The sequence below is a fragment of the Ruegeria sp. C2 genome (genome assembly GCF_056537765.1).
The window spans coordinates 18,756-36,863 of sequence record NZ_JBQFRZ010000013.1; the positions used below are offsets into that span (position 1 = coordinate 18,756).

The 18,108-nt window shown below is 54.7% G+C and carries 19 protein-coding genes; 15 read left to right on the top strand and 4 right to left on the bottom strand.

The window, feature by feature from the left end; translation table 11 throughout:
- Positions 1 to 25 precede the first annotated feature (25 nt).
- The gene (locus ACR0IV_RS20465) at positions 26 to 1,270 is read left to right on the top strand and encodes a DUF3179 domain-containing (seleno)protein (RefSeq protein ID WP_171724059.1); all 1,245 of its coding nucleotides are present in this window, start codon (positions 26 to 28) and stop codon (positions 1,268 to 1,270) included.
- 70 nt (positions 1,271 to 1,340) lie between these two features.
- A complete protein-coding gene (locus ACR0IV_RS20470; RefSeq protein ID WP_480660873.1) occupies positions 1,341 to 2,093 on the top strand; it encodes an outer membrane protein in 753 nt (250 codons plus the stop codon).
- Between the two features lie 369 nt (positions 2,094 to 2,462).
- Here the strand turns inward: ACR0IV_RS20470 and ACR0IV_RS20475 are convergent, their stop codons facing one another.
- Positions 2,463 to 3,227 carry an AraC family transcriptional regulator gene (locus ACR0IV_RS20475; RefSeq protein ID WP_480473210.1) on the bottom strand — a complete coding sequence of 255 codons (765 nt, stop codon included), beginning with the start codon at positions 3,225 to 3,227 and terminating at the stop codon, positions 2,463 to 2,465.
- Positions 3,228 to 3,346: 119 nt separating this feature from the next.
- Here ACR0IV_RS20475 and ACR0IV_RS20480 point away from each other — a divergent pair, with 119 nt between their 5' ends.
- From ACR0IV_RS20480 to ACR0IV_RS20500, 5 genes are all read left to right on the top strand, one after another.
- Positions 3,347 to 4,597, top strand: a complete 1,251-nt coding sequence (locus ACR0IV_RS20480; RefSeq protein WP_480660871.1) for an MFS transporter — start codon at positions 3,347 to 3,349, stop codon at positions 4,595 to 4,597.
- Between the two features lie 71 nt (positions 4,598 to 4,668).
- The gene (locus ACR0IV_RS20485) at positions 4,669 to 5,085 is read left to right on the top strand and encodes a VOC family protein (protein ID WP_480473206.1); all 417 of its coding nucleotides are present in this window, start codon (positions 4,669 to 4,671) and stop codon (positions 5,083 to 5,085) included.
- A gap of 228 nt (positions 5,086 to 5,313) precedes the next feature.
- Positions 5,314 to 5,883: a DUF2087 domain-containing protein gene (locus tag ACR0IV_RS20490; RefSeq protein WP_480473204.1), complete on the top strand. Its 570-nt coding sequence runs from the start codon at positions 5,314 to 5,316 to the stop codon at positions 5,881 to 5,883.
- Positions 5,876 to 6,256, top strand: coding sequence for a GFA family protein (locus ACR0IV_RS20495; RefSeq protein ID WP_480473202.1), 381 nt, complete (start codon positions 5,876 to 5,878; stop codon positions 6,254 to 6,256). The genes ACR0IV_RS20490 and ACR0IV_RS20495 overlap by 8 nt, the downstream gene beginning before the upstream one ends.
- A 31-nt stretch (positions 6,257 to 6,287) precedes the next feature.
- Entirely contained in the window at positions 6,288 to 6,824 is a 537-nt protein-coding gene (locus tag ACR0IV_RS20500) for an AAA family ATPase (protein ID WP_480473200.1), read from the top strand.
- A 229-nt stretch (positions 6,825 to 7,053) separates the two neighbouring features.
- Here ACR0IV_RS20500 and ACR0IV_RS20505 read toward each other — a convergent pair whose 3' ends face one another.
- Positions 7,054 to 7,935, bottom strand: coding sequence for a LysR family transcriptional regulator (locus ACR0IV_RS20505; protein ID WP_170379999.1), 882 nt, complete (start codon positions 7,933 to 7,935; stop codon positions 7,054 to 7,056).
- 104 nt (positions 7,936 to 8,039) lie between these two features.
- Between ACR0IV_RS20505 and ACR0IV_RS20510 the strand changes: the two genes are divergently transcribed.
- The 3 genes from ACR0IV_RS20510 to ACR0IV_RS20520 are packed head-to-tail and all read left to right on the top strand — an operon-like array spanning position 8,040 to position 10,003.
- A complete protein-coding gene (locus tag ACR0IV_RS20510) occupies positions 8,040 to 8,834 on the top strand; it encodes a VOC family protein (protein ID WP_170380000.1) in 795 nt (264 codons plus the stop codon).
- A 35-nt stretch (positions 8,835 to 8,869) separates the two neighbouring features.
- Complete coding sequence (locus ACR0IV_RS20515) at positions 8,870 to 9,640, top strand: nuclear transport factor 2 family protein (protein WP_170380001.1); 771 nt, start codon at positions 8,870 to 8,872, stop codon at positions 9,638 to 9,640.
- Positions 9,641 to 9,700: 60 nt separating this feature from the next.
- Positions 9,701 to 10,003, top strand: a complete 303-nt coding sequence (locus tag ACR0IV_RS20520) for a hypothetical protein (RefSeq protein WP_214648679.1) — start codon at positions 9,701 to 9,703, stop codon at positions 10,001 to 10,003.
- A 138-nt stretch (positions 10,004 to 10,141) separates the two neighbouring features.
- Here the strand turns inward: ACR0IV_RS20520 and ACR0IV_RS20525 are convergent, their stop codons facing one another.
- Together ACR0IV_RS20525 and ACR0IV_RS20530 are read right to left on the bottom strand one after the other, a co-directional pair.
- Complete coding sequence (locus ACR0IV_RS20525) at positions 10,142 to 11,635, bottom strand: DUF1254 domain-containing protein (RefSeq protein WP_170380003.1); 1,494 nt, start codon at positions 11,633 to 11,635, stop codon at positions 10,142 to 10,144.
- Positions 11,636 to 11,669: 34 nt separating this feature from the next.
- Positions 11,670 to 13,181 (bottom strand): DUF1214 domain-containing protein, encoded by a 1,512-nt coding sequence (locus tag ACR0IV_RS20530; RefSeq protein WP_214648678.1) that lies wholly within the window; start codon positions 13,179 to 13,181, stop codon positions 11,670 to 11,672.
- A 96-nt stretch (positions 13,182 to 13,277) separates the two neighbouring features.
- Here ACR0IV_RS20530 and ACR0IV_RS20535 point away from each other — a divergent pair, with 96 nt between their 5' ends.
- The 5 genes from ACR0IV_RS20535 (at position 13,278) to ACR0IV_RS20555 (ending at position 18,104) form a co-directional block, all read left to right on the top strand.
- Positions 13,278 to 14,300, top strand: coding sequence for a helix-turn-helix domain-containing protein (locus ACR0IV_RS20535; RefSeq protein WP_170469388.1), 1,023 nt, complete (start codon positions 13,278 to 13,280; stop codon positions 14,298 to 14,300).
- 334 nt (positions 14,301 to 14,634) lie between these two features.
- Complete coding sequence (locus ACR0IV_RS20540) at positions 14,635 to 15,516, top strand: LysR family transcriptional regulator (protein ID WP_170403851.1); 882 nt, start codon at positions 14,635 to 14,637, stop codon at positions 15,514 to 15,516.
- Between the two features lie 86 nt (positions 15,517 to 15,602).
- Complete coding sequence (locus tag ACR0IV_RS20545) at positions 15,603 to 16,418, top strand: putative hydro-lyase (RefSeq protein WP_170687396.1); 816 nt, start codon at positions 15,603 to 15,605, stop codon at positions 16,416 to 16,418.
- Between the two features lie 20 nt (positions 16,419 to 16,438).
- A complete protein-coding gene (locus tag ACR0IV_RS20550; RefSeq protein WP_170511034.1) occupies positions 16,439 to 17,476 on the top strand; it encodes a TRAP transporter substrate-binding protein in 1,038 nt (345 codons plus the stop codon).
- A 64-nt stretch (positions 17,477 to 17,540) separates the two neighbouring features.
- Entirely contained in the window at positions 17,541 to 18,104 is a 564-nt protein-coding gene (locus ACR0IV_RS20555; protein ID WP_480439428.1) for a TRAP transporter small permease subunit, read from the top strand.
- The last annotated feature ends 4 nt before the right edge of the window (positions 18,105 to 18,108 follow it).

Here is an 18,108-nt window from a genome sequence, read left to right on the forward strand (position 1 = left end):
AATCACCAAAATCGAGGATCTCAGCATGGTTGGTAGCATAATTTTCGCACTGGGATTGATCGTGTCACTCGGAATCGGGTTTGTCTATTTCCGCGACCTTGGCGATGTCTCGCAAATGCTGCTGAAAGTAAAGCGCGAGAATATGGTGCGCTTTATCCGGCATGAATACCGCCTGATTGGCATTGGCCTGGGCGGATTTGTAGTGGCAACCCTTGCACATTTCCTTTTGGGGGGCGGCCCTTTCTGGCTTTGGCTTGTAACGGCTGCGCTGACCTTGCTTCTTTATGGGTTTCCCTATGTGTGGGTGCATTTGGGCCTGAGAAACCAGCTCAACGACGCCCAGTATTTTTCTATCGAGGAAGCGCGAAAATATGTCGGTCCAACAGCGCCAGTCATCGTCATCGAACACAATGGTCACGCGCGCGCGCACCCGGATGCGCAGATCATGCGCCCTCATTTGGCGGGCGATGTAGATGGGCTGGGGGGCGAGGATGTGGTCATGACTTACTGCGCGATGGCCAATCTGGGTCAGGGGTACACACCGCGAATAGAAGGACGGCGCCTGAACCTTGAGGTTCTGGCCCAGCATGGCAACAACTTGATACTGCGTGACAACGACACGGGCGATCCGATCCAGCATATCTACGGTTTTCGCGAGGCGGATCGCGACCCCAACTCCGAGGGTCCTGCTTGCCCTCTCCGGCCCGAAGCGCAAATGAGGCCTTGGCCCACCTTTCGAATGACATTCCGCGGGTTTCAGAAAGCCTATCCAGAAGGTGAGGTGTTTCTGAACAAACCATCCACGAACCCTTTGCTGCGTCTGCTGGACATGATGACCGAGATCACCTTTGGCTGGGGCATCGGACGCCAACATCAGGAAGACGCTCCTGTGATGGACAACATGGATCGTTCAGACCACCGGTTGCCGAACAAAACCTACGTCTGGGGAATTACGATTGGTCAAGATGTCGCTTGCTGGACCGACGATTTCATCATCGAGAACAACTGGATCGTGACCGCCAAAGTCGGAGGACGGGATGTCGTGGTCAGCCTGGATCCGAAATATGAAAGCCTGGGCGTTTGGTATAACGACTCGGGTCAACCGGTGGCCAAATGCGATTTCTGGGGTCACTCGGATCAGGGTCAGCTAAAACGTGTAGAAACCCTGCGCGCAGGCGTATTCTGGCACGTTTGGTCCGAGTTTTTCCCGAACACAGATATCAATCGCGTCGGCAACAGTTCGATGGCGACGGAAGAAGCTGCGGAATGAAAATCAGGACCACACAATTTCAAACCAACGACAATTTATTGAAACTTGTATGTTTGTCGGGAGGAACAGAATGTTTTCGTCACTATGGGTGAAAAGTTGCTTACGCGCGGCAACGCTATCGGCATCGGCAGCCACAACGGCTGCGGCACAACAATCCGATTGGTCCTACGAGGCCACGATTTATCTGTTCATGCCGGAAACAGAAACATCCTTAAGCACCCCCATGGGGACACTGGACGGTACACTCAGTTTTTCTGATGCATTGGAAAACCTAGATTTCGCCTTTATGGGAGCGTTCTCGGCCACCGACGGACGATGGCTTATACTTGCAGATTACAACTACACAGATTTGTCGTTCAGCAACAGCACTCCCGGCCCCGCCAGTTCGGGCCTCGAGACATCATTTACCACGCAATACCTAAGCGGTTATGTCGGCTACCGAGTGTATGAAGCACCAACTATCTCGGTGGATGTCGCCGGAGGGTTCCGGTGGTTCAGCACTGATACAGAGTTCACCCTTCTCCCTGGCGCGGCACCGGGGAGGACAACAACCGCCGACGACAGCTGGACCGACCCTGTCATCGCCGCCAGAGCACGCGTCCGGTTCTCGGACAAATGGTCCGGCACCGGTTTCGTCGACTACGGAGGTTTCCGCAGCGGCAGTGAAACATGGCAGGTTCTGTTGACCGCCGAATATGCCATCAACAACAGATGGCTGATCCGCGGCGGCTATCGCTATATCTCGTTTGACCATGAGATCGACGGTAGCGATTTTACATTTGATCAGTCAGGGCCAGTGTTAGGCGCGACTTATCGTTTCTAGAATTCTTTATTGGTGAACTCGAGACTGGGTTGTGATGTTACGAACATCGTTTGATTGGCGCGAGTAGACTGCAGAAAGTTCTAGAGAATCATATTCGCTGTGTCCTCAGATTTGTCTTCGTGTCTGGCACCAGTTCTTGAACCCCAGCATCGATAGCTGGTTGGGGTTTGTTCTCACTCTAGAAATCAAGCGATGAATGAAGCAAGTCTAAGTCGCGATGCCACTTTCAACCGCAGAGTGAGAATTCACCTCGGCTGGCTTTCGCAACTACAGCGAATGGCTGCAAAGCGGGCTGCGACCGCAGCATTGAAATATGTAGGCCAACGGCAGCTCAGGGCCGCAGAAAACATCTGACCCTTCTGGTACAACCTACCGGCTCCTTAAAACCTCCCTCGGACTAACGCCTAGAGTTTGTCGGAACATATAGCTGAACGCGCTCATAGATTCGTATCCCATATCGAAGGCAACCGAGGTTACGCTCTTACCCGCCGCGAGCAGTGATACGGCATGCAAGACCCGTGCATGGCGCAACCATTTCGACGGTGGCATGCCTGTTTCTGCGATGAACAGTCGTTCGACGGTCTTTCTGCTCGCGGAGACGCCTGACAACCAAGCTTCGACTGAGCGAATGCTGCCTGGGTCGTTGAGGGCATCACGCGCGACGCCGAGTAGCCGCGCATCTTTCGGCAAAACAAGTGAGAGCGACACGTCCTTCGCTGCGAGTAGCTCGTGTCGAAGCAAGGTCTGCAGCGCTGTGTTGTGCTTAACTGTTCGTGTACTTGTAGCTTCTGGCATCGCCGCAACAAACAATGCATCCAGAAGTGGTGTCATGGCCACGACCCGGCAATCTGGCCCAAGCCACTCTGCCTCTTCGCGATTGACATCGACATAGTGCATGACGTTGTTCGCCCCATAGCGCATCCAATGTTCTTTGTCCGGGGGAATCCAGATCGCCATAGCCGGACTGAGCAGCAGGACCCGGTCCGGGGTTCCGACATACATCGACCCTGAGGCCGCGGAGATGAGTTGACCAAAATCGTGGGAATGCCAGTCGTAGCATTCGCCTGACGCTGGCTCAATCGTTTCCCCGAGATAGCGGGGTCGATCAGATGTTGTCAGCTTGCTGTCCTTCATTGACGAATCCTCGATAACAATCGTCTCCCTGTCGACAGACAGACATATCACCCTTCGCTAACAATCGCCAATCAGTCGGGCACCGTGCCTGAAGTTTCGCACTCAATGGGTTAGGCACTATGACAGAACGATCTCTGATGGCCTGGTTTGCCGCAGGACACTTCGCCATCGACTGGCCAATCGCAGCGCTATGGTTGATCGTGCCGGCCGCTGGCCTCCACATGGACCTTTCCCCCGCTGAGGTCGGTCTACTGTTCACGCTGCTCAGCGTTGGTGGCGCTTTGGCCTATCTGCCTGCGGGCCTCATCGCAGATCGGGTGTCGAGCCGTGGTCGTCTTCTTGTCGGCACCTTTTTCTGGGTCGTCGTGGGATATGCGCTCGCAGCACAGGCGCTAGGATTTTGGAGCCTTGCGATCCTTCTGGCACTCGCTGGGATGGGCAACGCGGCCTGGCATCCGATTGCAACCGGAGTACTGACCGGCGACAACAAGACAACGCGCGCCCGCGCTTTGGGAATACATGCGGTTGGAGGGTCTTTTGCGGAGGTGTTCGCGCCACTGTTGATCGGGTTGCTGTTATCGGTTGTGGATTGGCGCGTTGCTCTGGCGCTTTCGGTACTTCCAACCGCCTGTGTTGGCGTTTGCTTTTTGTGGGTCGCGCGGGCGGTTCCTTTATCCGAAGCTTCGCGTATCAGTAGAAAGGAGCTATTGCTGCTTCTGAATACATGGCGCAGTCTAAATGGGGTTCGCCTCGTTGCCATGGTCTCATTCAATAACATGGCACTGATTGGTCTGATGAGCATGATCCCGCTCTACTTGGCGACGGTTCACGCACTTGCACCCGGAAAGATTGGGGTTATCTTTGCAGCTATGCTTGTGGCCGGGGCGCTCGCCCAGCCGTTGGTTGGATCAATTTCCGACAAGCTCGGCCGCTTTCCGGTACTCGCGACTGGAAACGGGTTTGCTGCCCTGGCTATCGGTTTACTGGTGTTCGAGCCCCCGTTCTTGGTCATGATTGCAATCATGGCCTTTGGGGTTGCCTCGCTGGACGCAGTTCGAGCGACAATGCTGGCAGCCGCAGTTGATCACTCGGATCGCAACGAAAGTACGACGCTGGGTTTCGCGTTCACTTTGCTGGACGGGGTAGGCGCGTTTGGAGCGGTTTTGGCCGGGATCGTCGCTGGCATATCCTGGGGTGCCATGTTTGGCCTTTCTGCGGCGCTTGCCGGCGGTGCGGCCGTTCTTGCCATCGGCACTCTGCCCGCTTCAGCACGACCCAATGATCTTCCATCAATTGATCCGCTTGGTAGAAATCGCATGACCATCGAAGAGGCTAAGGCCGAACATGCGCGGCGATACTGGTTTATATGATCAAATGCGCGAACCGCCGCGACTAAACGCGCCAAGCGACGAATGGGAACAAATCACAAGGATGCTTAACTATGATTGCCTACATCACAATAGGTGCCGATGACATGAAGAGCGCTGAACGCTTCTACTCCGCGTTTCTGCCAGATCTCGGATATCAGCTGGAACACTATCACGGTGACCTGAGCTATGCGCTTCCTACAAAGCCGGGGCAGGCGCCAAACCTCCCTGAGTTCTATGTCAAATCTCCTTTTGACAGGCAGCCCGCATCAACAGGAAATGGCACGATGGTCGCGTTCGAGGCGCGCAGCCAACAACAGGTTCGTGATCTTCATGCCGCTGCACTTGAGGCGGGTGGAAGAGACGATGGAGCGCCGGGCTTCAGAGAGGCCTACGGACCGAACTTTTTTGTCGGCTACCTGCGCGATCCTCAAGGCAACAAGATCGCGTTATTCTCCAGCGATCAGAGCGAACCAGGAAGAGACGGATGAAGGAAACTGTCTGGTTGGGCAGGCAATACAACGATGGGCTTGGCCTCGGTCGCATCGTTTGCTATCTACTTTGCACGGTCGGCAGAAACCGAGGCGTCGCTGCTCCTCTGGGAGAGCTAAACCTGCCAAACAGATCGAACGGCAATGCATTCACTAACACAGTTGAGAGCGCCGCTTCGTTAAGCCAGCGACCGACGATCCAGCATTGGCGCTTGATGTGGAAGCCCCATGCCTAAAATCTCTCTGCCGTTACACGCGGACGACTTGACCGTGTTTGTGCGATCCCTCGCCAAGCAACTCGGTGACGCAAGCCCGCCGCACCTCGTGCTCATGAATATGGCTGCGCGTGCCGCAGGTTTTCAAAACGTCCAACACATGCGCTCGGTCCATGCCGCTGGTCAAAGGCTTGCACGCGCAACCAACGGGCAAACTGTTGATGCGAGAGCCGTTGAGCGCGCCTTGCATCAATTCGACGCCAGCGGATGTCTCCTTCGCTGGCCGTCAAGACGCAGCGTACAAACTCTTGCTCTCTGGGCGCTCTGGGCAAGGCTCCCACCGGCACAGTTGATGATGGAGCAGGAAGTCAACGAGCGTCTGAATCTCGAACACGCGTTCAAAGATCCAGCAACCCTGCGGCGAACAATGATTTCTGCCGGGCTTCTGACGCGTCAAAACGATGGTACCGACTACCGACGCATCGAACAGGAGCCGCCAGTCGAGGCGAAAGCTCTCATTCAAGCACTGAACGTGCGGCGCCGAAACCGTGCGTCAAAAGCAGAGGAGGTCGGCCATGCATAGAGGATCTTGCCTTTGCGGCGCCGTAAAGATCGTCGTCGAAAGTGACCTGCCGCGCCCCACCGCGTGCCACTGCCAGCAATGTCGCAAGCATTCCGGTCATTTTGAGGCCTCCATAGATATTCCCCGTACGGCACTTCGGATCGAAGGCGAGGATGCAGTGCGCTGGTACCAATCTTCTGAAAAGGCGCGACGGGGCTTTTGCGGCACCTGTGGATCAACACTGTTCTGGGATCCGATCCACCATGACTGGACGGCTGTCGCCATGGGCGTATTCGATGGTCCAACGCATACGTCCCTCGCGATGCATATCTTCGTGTCCGAGAAAGGGGACTATTACGAGTTCGCAGACGGACTCCCTCAAAACGAACGTTAGCGCGAAGCAGAATTGGTTTTCGGAAACAGAGATGAGACAAAAGTTGATTTTGCTGACAGGCTGTTCTGGTGGCGGGAAGTCAACGTTACTTCAGGCCCTCGGCGAGCGCGGACACGCCACGGTGACAGAGCCCGGTCGACGGATTGTTGCGGATGAATTGGCCCGATCGGGTCACGCTTTGCCGTGGGTCAACATGCACGCATTCGCATTGCGTGCCATTGAGGTTGCAAGGAGCGACTTGCACGCAGCGCGTGAGTTAGAAGGTTCTGTCTTTTTTGATCGCGGGTTGGTCGATGCAGCTGTTGCTTTAGCGAGTTCCGGCGGACAGGACCTATCAGAAACACTCGGAAAAACGCGGCAATATGCGAAGCAAGTTTTCGTGGCTCCGCCATGGAAAGAGCTTTTCACGCAGGATGGTGAGCGCAGACACGACTTCTGCGCAGCAGTTCAGGAGTATCACCGTATTTTGTGCGCACTAGATACCCTTGGCTACTTGAGAACGGAGCTGCCAAGGGTATCAGTGCAACAACGCGTTGAATTCGTTCTGAGCATATGCGGTGCAGCTTAAACCAGTGGTCCGCTTCTAACCCATCAAGCTCTCGACTTTGCACCCGCAGCGAACGGCGGCAGTACGGGCTGCACCGCAGCGAGTATCTGTATGGGCGAAGGTCGGCTAAGGGCCGTCCTCGGTGGCAGTATGACATGGGGCAAGGGACTTGCCGCACCTGCTCCGATGTCGGCATCGAGCCCATACCTACCAAATGCTGCGCATAGCGCGAGTGACTGCTTTGGACTTCCTACGCTCGAATCTCTTCACGCATAAACTCGACAAAGGACTTAACACGCGGCTTTCGAAAGGCCGAAGGCAACTGCACGCTTTGGATCGGCAAAGTGCGGGAATGGAACTCCGGAAAGAGTTGCACAAGACGTCCGGTTTCAAGGTCGTCCCCCAAAAACACATCTGGGCATATGAAGATGCCGCTCCCTGCGCGCGTCGGAACGAGGCAGGCGGGAGGACTGTTTGCGAGAAATGGGCCAGAGACAGGCACCTGCACGGTTTGCCCTTCGATCTGGAAGGGCCAGCGGTTTGGATCCGGGTTGTTCGCATCTCGAATGCAAATGTGGTCCGAGAGTTCCGCAGGATGTGAAGGTGCGCCATGTTCTTCAAGGTAGGAAGGGGTCGCGACGACTTTCATATGCGTTTCACCAAGCTTGCGAACGACCAAACTGGAGTCACTGAGCGCGCCGATCCGTATTGCGATATCGAAACCGCCCTTGGCCAGATCGGCATAATGATCCGACAAGTCCAATTCGACCGTGACGTTCGGGTGTTGCTCTACGAAGCGGCTTGCTGCTTTAGCCACCGCCGTGTCGCCATAGGTAAGGGGCGCGGCCACACGAACGATGCCCTTCAAGCCCTCTGAAGCGTCAAACTCAGTCTCCAACTGCTCCATCTCAGCCAGCACTCGTCGCGCTCCTTCCAGATATCGCTCCCCCTCGTGGGTCAGCGACATAGACCTGGTGGTGCGATGGAGAAGATTCAGCCCAACCATGTTTTCGAGCTGTGCGACACGCTTGCTGACCAGCTTGTTTGAAATGCCAAGCCGTTGTCCGGCGGCGGCAAAAGAACCGGATTCCACAACAGCCACGAAGCTCTGCATCCCGTCGATCCGGTCCATAGAATTGTCTCCATTTGCGCGATACACACTCGCTCTTATCGCCATTTTATGGAGAAAAGACCATCGCTAAGTTCCTCTCAAGCTTAATCGCAGGAGAAAAGAACATGGCAGCGTCAGACGCCCCCATCTCAATAGGTCAGGTCGCCCTGACGGTGCGCGATCTGGATAAGACCGCCACCTTCTATGAAGACGTGATTGGCCTCGGCCTGATCGAACGCGACGGTGAAAGCGCCTACCTCGGCACCGAGGCTGGAACGCTGATCGAGCTGCGCCAGGACCGAAACGCCAAACCCTTTCCTAAAGAGGCGGGGCTGTTTCACACGGCATTTCTGTTGCCTTCCAAACAAGACCTCGGCGCATGGCTGATCTACGCGGATGAGCGCGGTGTTCGCCTGGACGGGGCATCCCACCACGGTGTCAGCGAGGCGCTTTATCTGAACGATCCCGAAGGAAACGGCATCGAAATCTATCGTGACCTGCCTCGCAAAATGTGGAAACGCGAGGGCGATACCGTCCACATGACAACGCACCCGCTCGATCTGAAATCACTCACAGAAGATGCCACACAGTGGCAAGGCGCACCACAAGGCACAGTCATCGGACACGTTCATTTACGTGTCGGTGATGTCAGCAAAGCAGCGAAATTCGTTACTGACGAACTGAGTATGGTTCAGACCTTTGAGCTGCCCTCAGCCCGCTGGTTCGGGTCCGGTGGCTACCATCACCACCTAGCTACAAACGCTTGGCAATCCAAGGGAGCAGGCTCGCGCTCTGCTGGGGCCACTGGTCTCACAAGTGTTGAGCTGTTGGCAGACCCCAAAACTCTCACGCCCGGCCGCAAGGTCGACCCGTGGGGCACTGAATTCACGATCAACTCGGCGCAAGCCTGCGCCGCGTGAATATCGTCAAATCAAACCAAGAGAGGACAACAACAATGACACCTAAAGAGCTCGTATTGGAGGCTGTAGCCGCCATTTTCGTCAACTTCGACGCAACCGCAGCCGAACAACTGCTGGCAAATGACTACATTCAGCACAACCCTGCTGTACCCACAGGTGCCGCTCCAATCCTGGGGTTTATCCCCGGTCTTAAGGAAAGCGGGATCGAGGTGGACATCCACCGGGTCATCACGGAGGGCGATATCGTCGTCCTGCATACCACCTACAACAACGCCCAGGCGTTTGGTGCAGACACCTTGGTTGGCTTTGATGTCTTCCGCGTCGAGGACGGAAAGGTTGCAGAACACTGGGACAACCTGACACCAATCACACCGCCGAACCCGTCGGGTCATACTCAGACCGATGGTCCAACTGAGATAACCGATCTGGATAAGACCGCTGAGAACAAGGCGCTGGTCACAGACTTTGTGCACACCATCCTGAAGGATGGCGACGTTGACCGGATAACCGAATTTCTGTCGACGGAGACCTACATACAGCACAACAGCAACATTGCTGACGGTCTGGACGGTTTGGGTGCGGCTCTTGCAGGCATGGCCGAGCAAGGCATCCAGATGATCTACACGGACGTCCACATTGTTGTGGCCGAGGGCAACTTTGTCTTCACCGCCTCCGAGGGCACGTTTGCCGACAAGCCGACTGCCTTCTATGACCTGTTCCGCGTCGAAGACGGCAAGATCGTTGAGCATTGGGACGTAATCGCGGACATCCCGTCCGAGATGGCCCACGACAATGGAAAGTTTTGATCGGGTGCCATCATGAAAGCGTTCTTGATCACCCTGATAATGCTCGTAGGAGGTAACGCAATGGCACAAGACGTCGGCGTCATTGAAATTGTGACGATGGACCTTGCTGAAGGCGTTACACCGCAAGAGTTCGAACCTGTTGATAAAGTCATCGAAGATGAGCATGTCAGCAAACAACCAGGCTTTGTCTCGCGCCAAGCTGCATTCACAGATGGCAAATGGGCAGTGGTAGTTAACTGGGAAAGTGCCGAAGACGCCCAAGCGTCCATGGATAGCTTTGCATCAGCACCCGCTGCTGAACGATTCATGAGCATGATCGATGCAACCACAATGTCGATGACACGCTACAATTTAGCGCGATAGCAGACAAACAGAAGGGCGGCACTACGAGGTAGTTGCCGCCCTCCCCTGGTTGTTGTCGCGTTGTTCGGGATGCGCACTCACATGGCACGACATCTCGTTCTCGATAGCGAACTGTTAGGGCGCTAAATTGACAGTCTATCACTCCATAAGTTCGATCTCGCCCGGGCGCCACGATCCGTCGAACCAAGGCTCGAGAGGGCCATACAATCGCAGTACGGTCGACCAAGATTTGCCCGGCATCGTCTGTATCCAGTTGCCCTCTTTGCCTTCAGGCGCTTCAGGCGCGAACCAGACAGTGTAACTTCCGTCTTCATTCGCTTCCAATGTAGCTTGGTTGCTGTCGACCCCTGCGAGTTTCTGATCAGTTTCGAGCAGTGAACGGGTTTGGGTGTCGTAAACGACGAAAGACCAGTAATCCTGCGCGGGCGGATTTGGCGGGATGGTGACGGAATAGGTGTTGCTCCCATCGAAGTAGTTCCCGTCACTGTCCCGGTTTGCCAGCGCATATTGCGACCCGACACCAACCTTTTGTGCAACCATGGCAGGCGTAATGCCAGTCGCGTAGTAGTGGAACAGGGTCCGCGCATCGAGGATTTTCACGTCCCCCGCCTGGAACTCATGATTGCCACCGACGAACGCCGTCTTCCAATACCCTTCGTCATAGTAGAATGGCGCACGCGAGCGAGGAGCAAAATTCAACGACTTAGCCGCCGCCGTGCCCAATGCGACTGCCTCTGTGAGCAGCAGCCTCAGTTCGTCATCGGGTTCAAATGGTTCACCTTTTCGGATACCCAGCGAGAACATTGCTCCCATCAATTCATCGGGAAGTGCTCCTTCCGCTTCGTTGTCTACAACGGCCTTCATCTCTTCAAAGAAGGAAAAGTCATTGGCGTGTATCGTGTTGAACTGAAGATCAGTCAGGTTCACAAATTCCTGATCGGGCGGCGCGTCGCGGTCTTCCCACCGGTAAACACGAAGAGTTTCCTTCACACGATCCACTGCGGCTCCAACGCCGTCTTCCCCATAAAACGCACGCAACAGAAACCAGTTCCGATAGCTTGGCGGCTTCACAATATAGTAACCGTCGTCCGGCAACTCACCTTCATAGTCGGGCGGAACGATCAAGAACTTCCCACCCTCGCCAGCGTCAGGCCCAGCGTTCCCGATGTCAGTGACATAACGCATATAGGCATCGTTCACGAACCCCAGCATGCCCGGCGGCACGTCGTAAACCACTGGCCCTTCGGACAGGTCCGTACAGTTAAGAATGTAGATTGTCGTGGTGTTCGGCGTGAGAAGAAGCGAACGGGCGTTATACAGGTCTTCAAAGATCCCGATCTTCATCGGATCAACGCCAGCGCCCTCTTCGAGCCCGTGACACATTGCATATGTTGAGGCTGCAGGCATTCCATCCATGAATACCTGCATGCCACGCATGAAATTTAATGCGTTATACGACAGCTTAGCTGTATCCGGCGTCGGCAAGCCGTCAAAATATTCCAACGTTCCAAATCGTGTCTCCACCTGATCCGGTACGATTATGCTATCCGGAACTTCAGCCTTGTACTCTTGGGCTGGAGATTGCGATGCGAGTACCAGGGCGGTCAGCACGGCTAACGACTTTGTTTTCATTGTTCACTCCATTGGGAATTTTTGTTTGTTTTGATCAGTTTACTTTTTCTAGATCGCCCAGCATCCAGCCACTTTCCAACCATCCGTCTTGCGGCCCATATAGACGGAACAAAAGGAAGTACGGCTCTGTGGTTGGTATCCAGTTGCTTTCCTTGCCTTCCGGTGCCTCCGGTCCAAAAAAGATGTCGTAAGAACCGTCTTCATCGGCTTGCATAGAGTCTGTGTCGCGCTCGGACAGACCCACTGGATCAACGTTCCGGATGAAGCTCTTGGTCTCCATCGAATAAACAATCACGGACCAGAAATCGTCGGCAGGTGTGTCTGCTGGCACGTTAAGTCTGTAAGTCTGATTGTGGTCGTACATGTCGCCGTCGCTGTCGCGAAGGCCCGTCAGATAAAAGGTACCGCCACCGAGTTGTTTCGGCAGGTACGTGATCCAGAAGTAGCTGCCGCCCGCACGCGCATCCACAAGTACCTCTGTCTCAGTCTCATACGGGAAGCCTGCCTCGGGTTGACCTTCGGCAAAGTCCCATATCAGCCACTGGCTTTTCATCTCGCCGCTATCGTCGACCCAGAGCGGTATCATGGCTTTGCCGGGCGTAACAAAGTAGTTCTGCATAGAGGCATACGCCAACAACAAACCCTCATTCATTGCTTTCAACTGAATTTCCGATGGTTCGAAAGGTTTTCCCTTTTCGATCCCGAGATCCTTCAGGAAATTTACCATGACCTTGTCTTGTTGTCTGACGGGGTTGTTTTGAACGTAATCATTCAAGTCCTGAAAGAAGGTCTCGTTGTAGTATGGAAGCGAGTCGTACGGCACTTCTGACGCTTCGAGATAGTTGTTGGGTGGTGGATTGTCAGCCTCAGACAGGTAGTACACTTTGATCGTCTGAGCGTACTCGGCCGCATCGGTGTCCGTTCCGCCATTCGTCAGTTTTGGCCGGAACGAAAAACCATATTCGTAGGTATCTGTTTCAAAGGGAAGGTATCCCGCTTCAGTTAATTCCTCCAGCGACATTTCCCCTTCGTAGCCTGGGGGTAGCATGAGGTACTTGCCGCCGGCACCTTCATCGAAACCATCGGGACCTACGTCCACAATAGGAACATCCCAAGCATTCACGATTGTACCGAAGTAGTTCACCTTGTCGGTGGCAGCGGGCACTTCAATGACAAGGGGACCGGGTTCGGAGGTCATTGAAGCCCAAGCATAGGCCGTAACATCGTTGGCCGTAAGAAACCCATGTTTGGAGTCGAACGGCTTGTTGAGATAAATGATGTCATTGTAGTCGCCACCGAGGTCGCGGCGAATGCCCTTGAGGAAATCGATCATACCGGCGGCAGGCATTCCCCAGATGGCCGTCTGGGTGGCACGCTGCACCATAATCTTGTACTCGATGTCCTCGACCTCGGCTGATCGTGCAAGGATGTCGCCCGTGTCGTTGAAGGACTGGGAGAAAACTGGTGAAGCAGAAATACCTGCGCCGAGCACCATTCCCAAAAAATGCATCGAAAAACCGCCGTGTAATGGCCGAAGTATTTTCATATTGCAATGCTCCCTGCTGTTTAGGGAAAGCTTGCACATTCGTTCAGCCGATGCGTATCATTTCACGACACGCGGGCGAACAAGCGGGTTGACGGATTGAACCTACCACCGATGATTTCGGCTAAGGCCTTGGGCGCGATGCCCCAGTTTGTGCTTGAGGCCGCTGGGGAAAGACGCTTGTTGCGTGCTTTTGACTCTGCCGATCTTCCTGTTCACTTCATTGAGGAAAGAGGCGGTTACATCTCGGAGCATGCCTTGGCGACCTTTGTGCACGAAGCCGCACGATCCACGGGACAACAAAACATCGGATTGTTGTGGTCACCGTATCTCACTGTCGCTGACTACGGCGCCTGGGGGAGTTACGTTCTTTCTGCTCCAACGCTGGGGGCAGCGCTAATACGAGCTTCTGCCGTCATGCCATTTCATTCGTCTACGGATCGCGCGTGGCTTGAAACTTCGGGCACAAGCGCGCGCTACTGTTATCGTTTTGGACTTCGCTCGCATTTCGCGTATCCGGACATCGGCTTCTCGGCCGTTGGGGTTTTTTTGAGCATATTCCGCGCGTATTTAGGAAGCGACTGGAAGCCATCTGCCGTGCTCTTGGACTTCCCGAAGGTTCCTGGATTTGTCGAGGCAGAAGACACCTACGCTTGTCCTGTAATCTGGAACGCCTCCCGGCTTGGGGTTGATTTTGATGCATCGGCTTTGCGAGCCGAAACCACGCCCAAAAAACTTACCGGCGGCTCGACAACCGTCGGAGATATTTCTCGCGAACGATTGGGCGGCCCACCTCAAACACTTAGAGGACAAGTCGAGGAAGTGGTTTGGCAACAACTTCATCGGGAGGAAATGTCGATTGATGCCACCGCGCGTTCGCTCGATCTTGGCGTTCGCACACTACAACGGAAGTTAGCAACCGAAGGGGTTCGTTTTCGCGAAATCGTCAACGATGTCAGGGTAGCAAGGGCCGAGGAACTCCTCACAGATACGCGCGAGACAGTCTCCAGTATCTCCTCCATGCTAGGATATGAAACCGCAAATAATTTCAGCCGCGCATTTAGGAAGGTGACGGGACTGACGCCCTCTGACTATCGCAAGATGAACTCCGACAATAGTTGACTTGTGGGTCGCGAGAGCAATCTTCCAATGTCTGCTTTGTCCGCATAGCCGACTTTGATCCAATGGCAATAAAGTCCGCTCCTGTGGTTCGCAGACGTCGAGATTTTGCATTTGCAGCGAATGGCAGGTTCCACGGGCCGCGCCGCAGCAGGTCGACCAGTTGGTGAATGTCCGGAATGGGCCGTAATTATCTGATCCCATTGCCGTATTACCTTCAATGGAAGTCTGGTTTCCTATAAATATTCAACAAGTTCATCATCAATAGCCTCTGACAATTCAAACGTAGACAATACGATAGTAAGATCAGGACCGTTCTTAGCAGAAAGCGATCAACTTGGCTCGGCTCAAACTCGAACATCTACAAACATTTCTTTCTGTTGTGCGCTTCGGCAGTGTCAGCAAGGCAGCCGAAGTACTTAACCTGACGCAGCCTGCCGTGACTACTCGCATCAAGTCCTTGGAAGATGGTTTGGGAACGTCGTTGTTCAAACGTGAAAGCGCTGGCATGCGCCTCACCAAGCGTGGCGATATGCTTGTCCACTATGCCGAGCAATTTCAGCACCTTTCAGATCTGGTCGAAGAGCACGTTGTGGATACGAGCGCCGTTGACAGGTTGATCCGCCTGGGCGTGTCCGAGACTATCGCTCAAAGTTGGCTGCCCGAATTTGTCGGCGCATTGCGAGCAAAGTACCCGTCTCTCAAGATCGAGATCAGCGTCGACATTTCATTGAACCTCCGGGATCAGTTGCTGGGGCGTGAAATCGATCTGGGTATTCTGCTTGGGCCGGTCTCAGATTACACGGTCGACAACGTGGTGCTTCCGGATGTACCACTGGCCTGGTTTCAGGCAGCAGGCGGAACTCTAGGGCAAAACGTCGATCTGGCTGGCATCCCAATCGCGACCTACGCCAAGAACACCCGGCCGTACCGGGAACTGAGGGCCGCACTTTTCGAACGATTCGGTTCCGAAATCTCCCTGTTCCCGTCCTCTTCTTTGTCTTCTTGTTTTCGGATGGTCGAGGCCGGGCTATGTGTTGGCGCGCTGCCGATCTCGCTAGCGAAGAAGCTGGTGCAAGAGGGAAAGCTGGTCGAATTCGACCCGGGCTGGGTTCCCGAACCTCTTCAATTTTCTGCCTCTTACCTGGGTGATCCGCGCAATCATCTGCTTGAGGCCGCAGCGGTCATCGCCCGAGATGTAGCGCTTCAACAGGTATAAAAATATATTATGTAGAAGACAAAAATAATACAATTTGATTTTATGCCCTAGTCGCACGAACGTATTCCAAACTAGGGAGGGTCGTAATGAGCGATCTGTTTGAGCCGTTGAAATCTGCGACAACAGCGTCTGTGCGCGCGCAGATCAGGTCACGGGCCTATCGCGGTCACACAGCCGGATTGGGCGGGAATACCCTGCAGGCCAATCTGGCGATTTTGCCCGAACATTACGCGTTGGATTTCATGCGCTACTGCCAGCGAAATCCAAAACCCTGCCCGATTGTCGGCGTTTCCGATACGGGCAATCCAAACATGGACACCTTGGGAGTTGATATTGATATCCGCACCGATACTCCGGCTTACTACGTATATCGCGACGGCATCCACGTCGACACGGTTCATGATCTCAAGCAACTGTGGCGCGATGATTTTGTGGCGTTCGCTTTGGGGTGCTCATTCACTTTCGAACATGCATTGCAACAGGCCGGCGTACCGCTCTGGCACATCGAAAACGACCGCACAGTGCCGATGTTCGTGACCAATATCCAAACGATCAAATCTGGTCCTTTCGAGGGGCCAATGGTTGTCAGTATGCGGGCGATCCCTGATGCCAGGGTAGACGAAGTTGTCGATATCTCACGCAAATTTCCTCTGGCGCACGGAGCGCCGGTGCATTGGGGCGAGCCAGAGAAAATTGGTATCGCCGAAATAAATAGCCCGGACTGGGGCGATCCGGCTCCGGTCTCAGACGGCACCACGCCAATGTTCTGGGCTTGTGGCGTCACACCACAGGCTGCGATCAAGAATGCCAAACCTTCAATCGCGATCACGCACAAGCCGGGGCACATGCTGATCACCGACATCGCGGATGACGCTGAAACACCCATCTATCAATCAAAATAATACAACAGGAGAGAAACCAGATGAAGAAACTCGCAACAACTCTCGGCGCGCTCGCTGTCTCAACAACCGCAGCGTTTGCCGACAATCCCGTGGTTTTGAACGCAGTAGGAACGTGGTCCAGCCTGACCAACTACCAAAAACACGAAGAGCCATTCTTTAACCAACGGCTCAACGAGGCATCGGGCGGCGAAATAGTCGGAAAAATCCAGTCGCAATCCGGTTTGGGGCTAAAGGGCTTCGAGATCATGCGCATGGTCAAGAACGGTGTCTTCGACTTTGCCTTTGGCTTGCCCGGCTACGTCGCCGCCGAAAATGCGATTTTCGAAGGCGCTGATCTGTCCACTTTGACACAGGACATCGACACGCAGCGTAAGGTGGCCGACGCCTATTTCGACACGTTGTCCTCGGCGTTCGAAGAGATCTACAACGCCAAGCTGCTTATGCTGTACCCGTTCCCAAGCCAAACCCTTTGGTGCAACGCTGAAGTGAACGGAATTTCCGATCTGGAAGGCAAAAAGATCCGCGTCTACTCGACGACTTTGGGTGATTTTGTAGAAGGTGTCGGGGGCACATCCGTAACTGTCGCCTTCTCCGAGGTTATTCCGGCGCTGGAAAAAGGTGTCGTAGACTGCGCGATCACCGGCACCATGTCAGCCTATACGGCCAAGTGGAACCAGGTGGCCACTCATGCCTATACCTTGCGTGTTGGCTGGGGTCTGGCATTCGGAGCCATGAACCTGGACAAATGGAACAGCCTGACGCCAGAACAACAGGCACTCTTGGAAACCGAACTCGCGGTTCTGACGGACTCCATGTGGGCAGAGACGGCAACCGAAGATGATATTGCGATTTCCTGCATCACCGGCGGCACATGTGAAATCGGTGAAGCCGGATCCATGACGCTCGTCGAACCCACGGCAGACGATTTGACCGCACGGGACAAGATCGCGACCGATGTCGTGCTGGCCCGTTGGGCGGAACGCTGCGGCGCCGATTGTGCTGCAAACTGGAATGAAACCGTTGGCCCGATCCTTGGCCTGAAAGCCGAAGCCAAGTAATCCGGCCGATTCAGTGGGGCGGTCAAACTCCCGCCGCCCCACCACAAAACATCAGGTAATCAAAATGTTAGACAAGCTCTTAGGCGGCGCGCGAAGGCTGAGCCTTTGGATGACGTGGCTGGGTGGTACACTGATCGTGTTTTCGGCCTTCCTCATCACTCTCGAAGTCTTTCTACGCAAAGTTTTCAACATCTCGCTGGGCGGGGCGGACGAAATCTCGGGCTATGCCTTCGGTGTGGCAACCGCGTTGGCGATGTCTTTTGCGCTGTTTGAACGCGCGCATATCCGGGTTGACGCCCTGCTCGGAGCAATTCCCAAGGTGCTGCACCCAATTATCAACCTGTTTGGCCTCGTGCTTTTGACAGGATTTGCCTTGGTCATCGTTGTGATGGTGTGGGGTATGGTGGCCGACACGCTGGCTAACGGTTCCCGGTCGATTACTCCGATGCGCGTACCGTTGGCCATTCCCCAGATACCGTGGCTCTTGGGTTGGATGTTCTTTGTAGGCTCGGGCGTTCTGATCGCTCTGGCCGCGATCAGACAATACTTACGAGGCGATCTGGCCGGAGTGCAGGACCTGATCGGCGTGAAATCCCTGGACGAACAAATAGAAGACGAGACGGTATAGACCG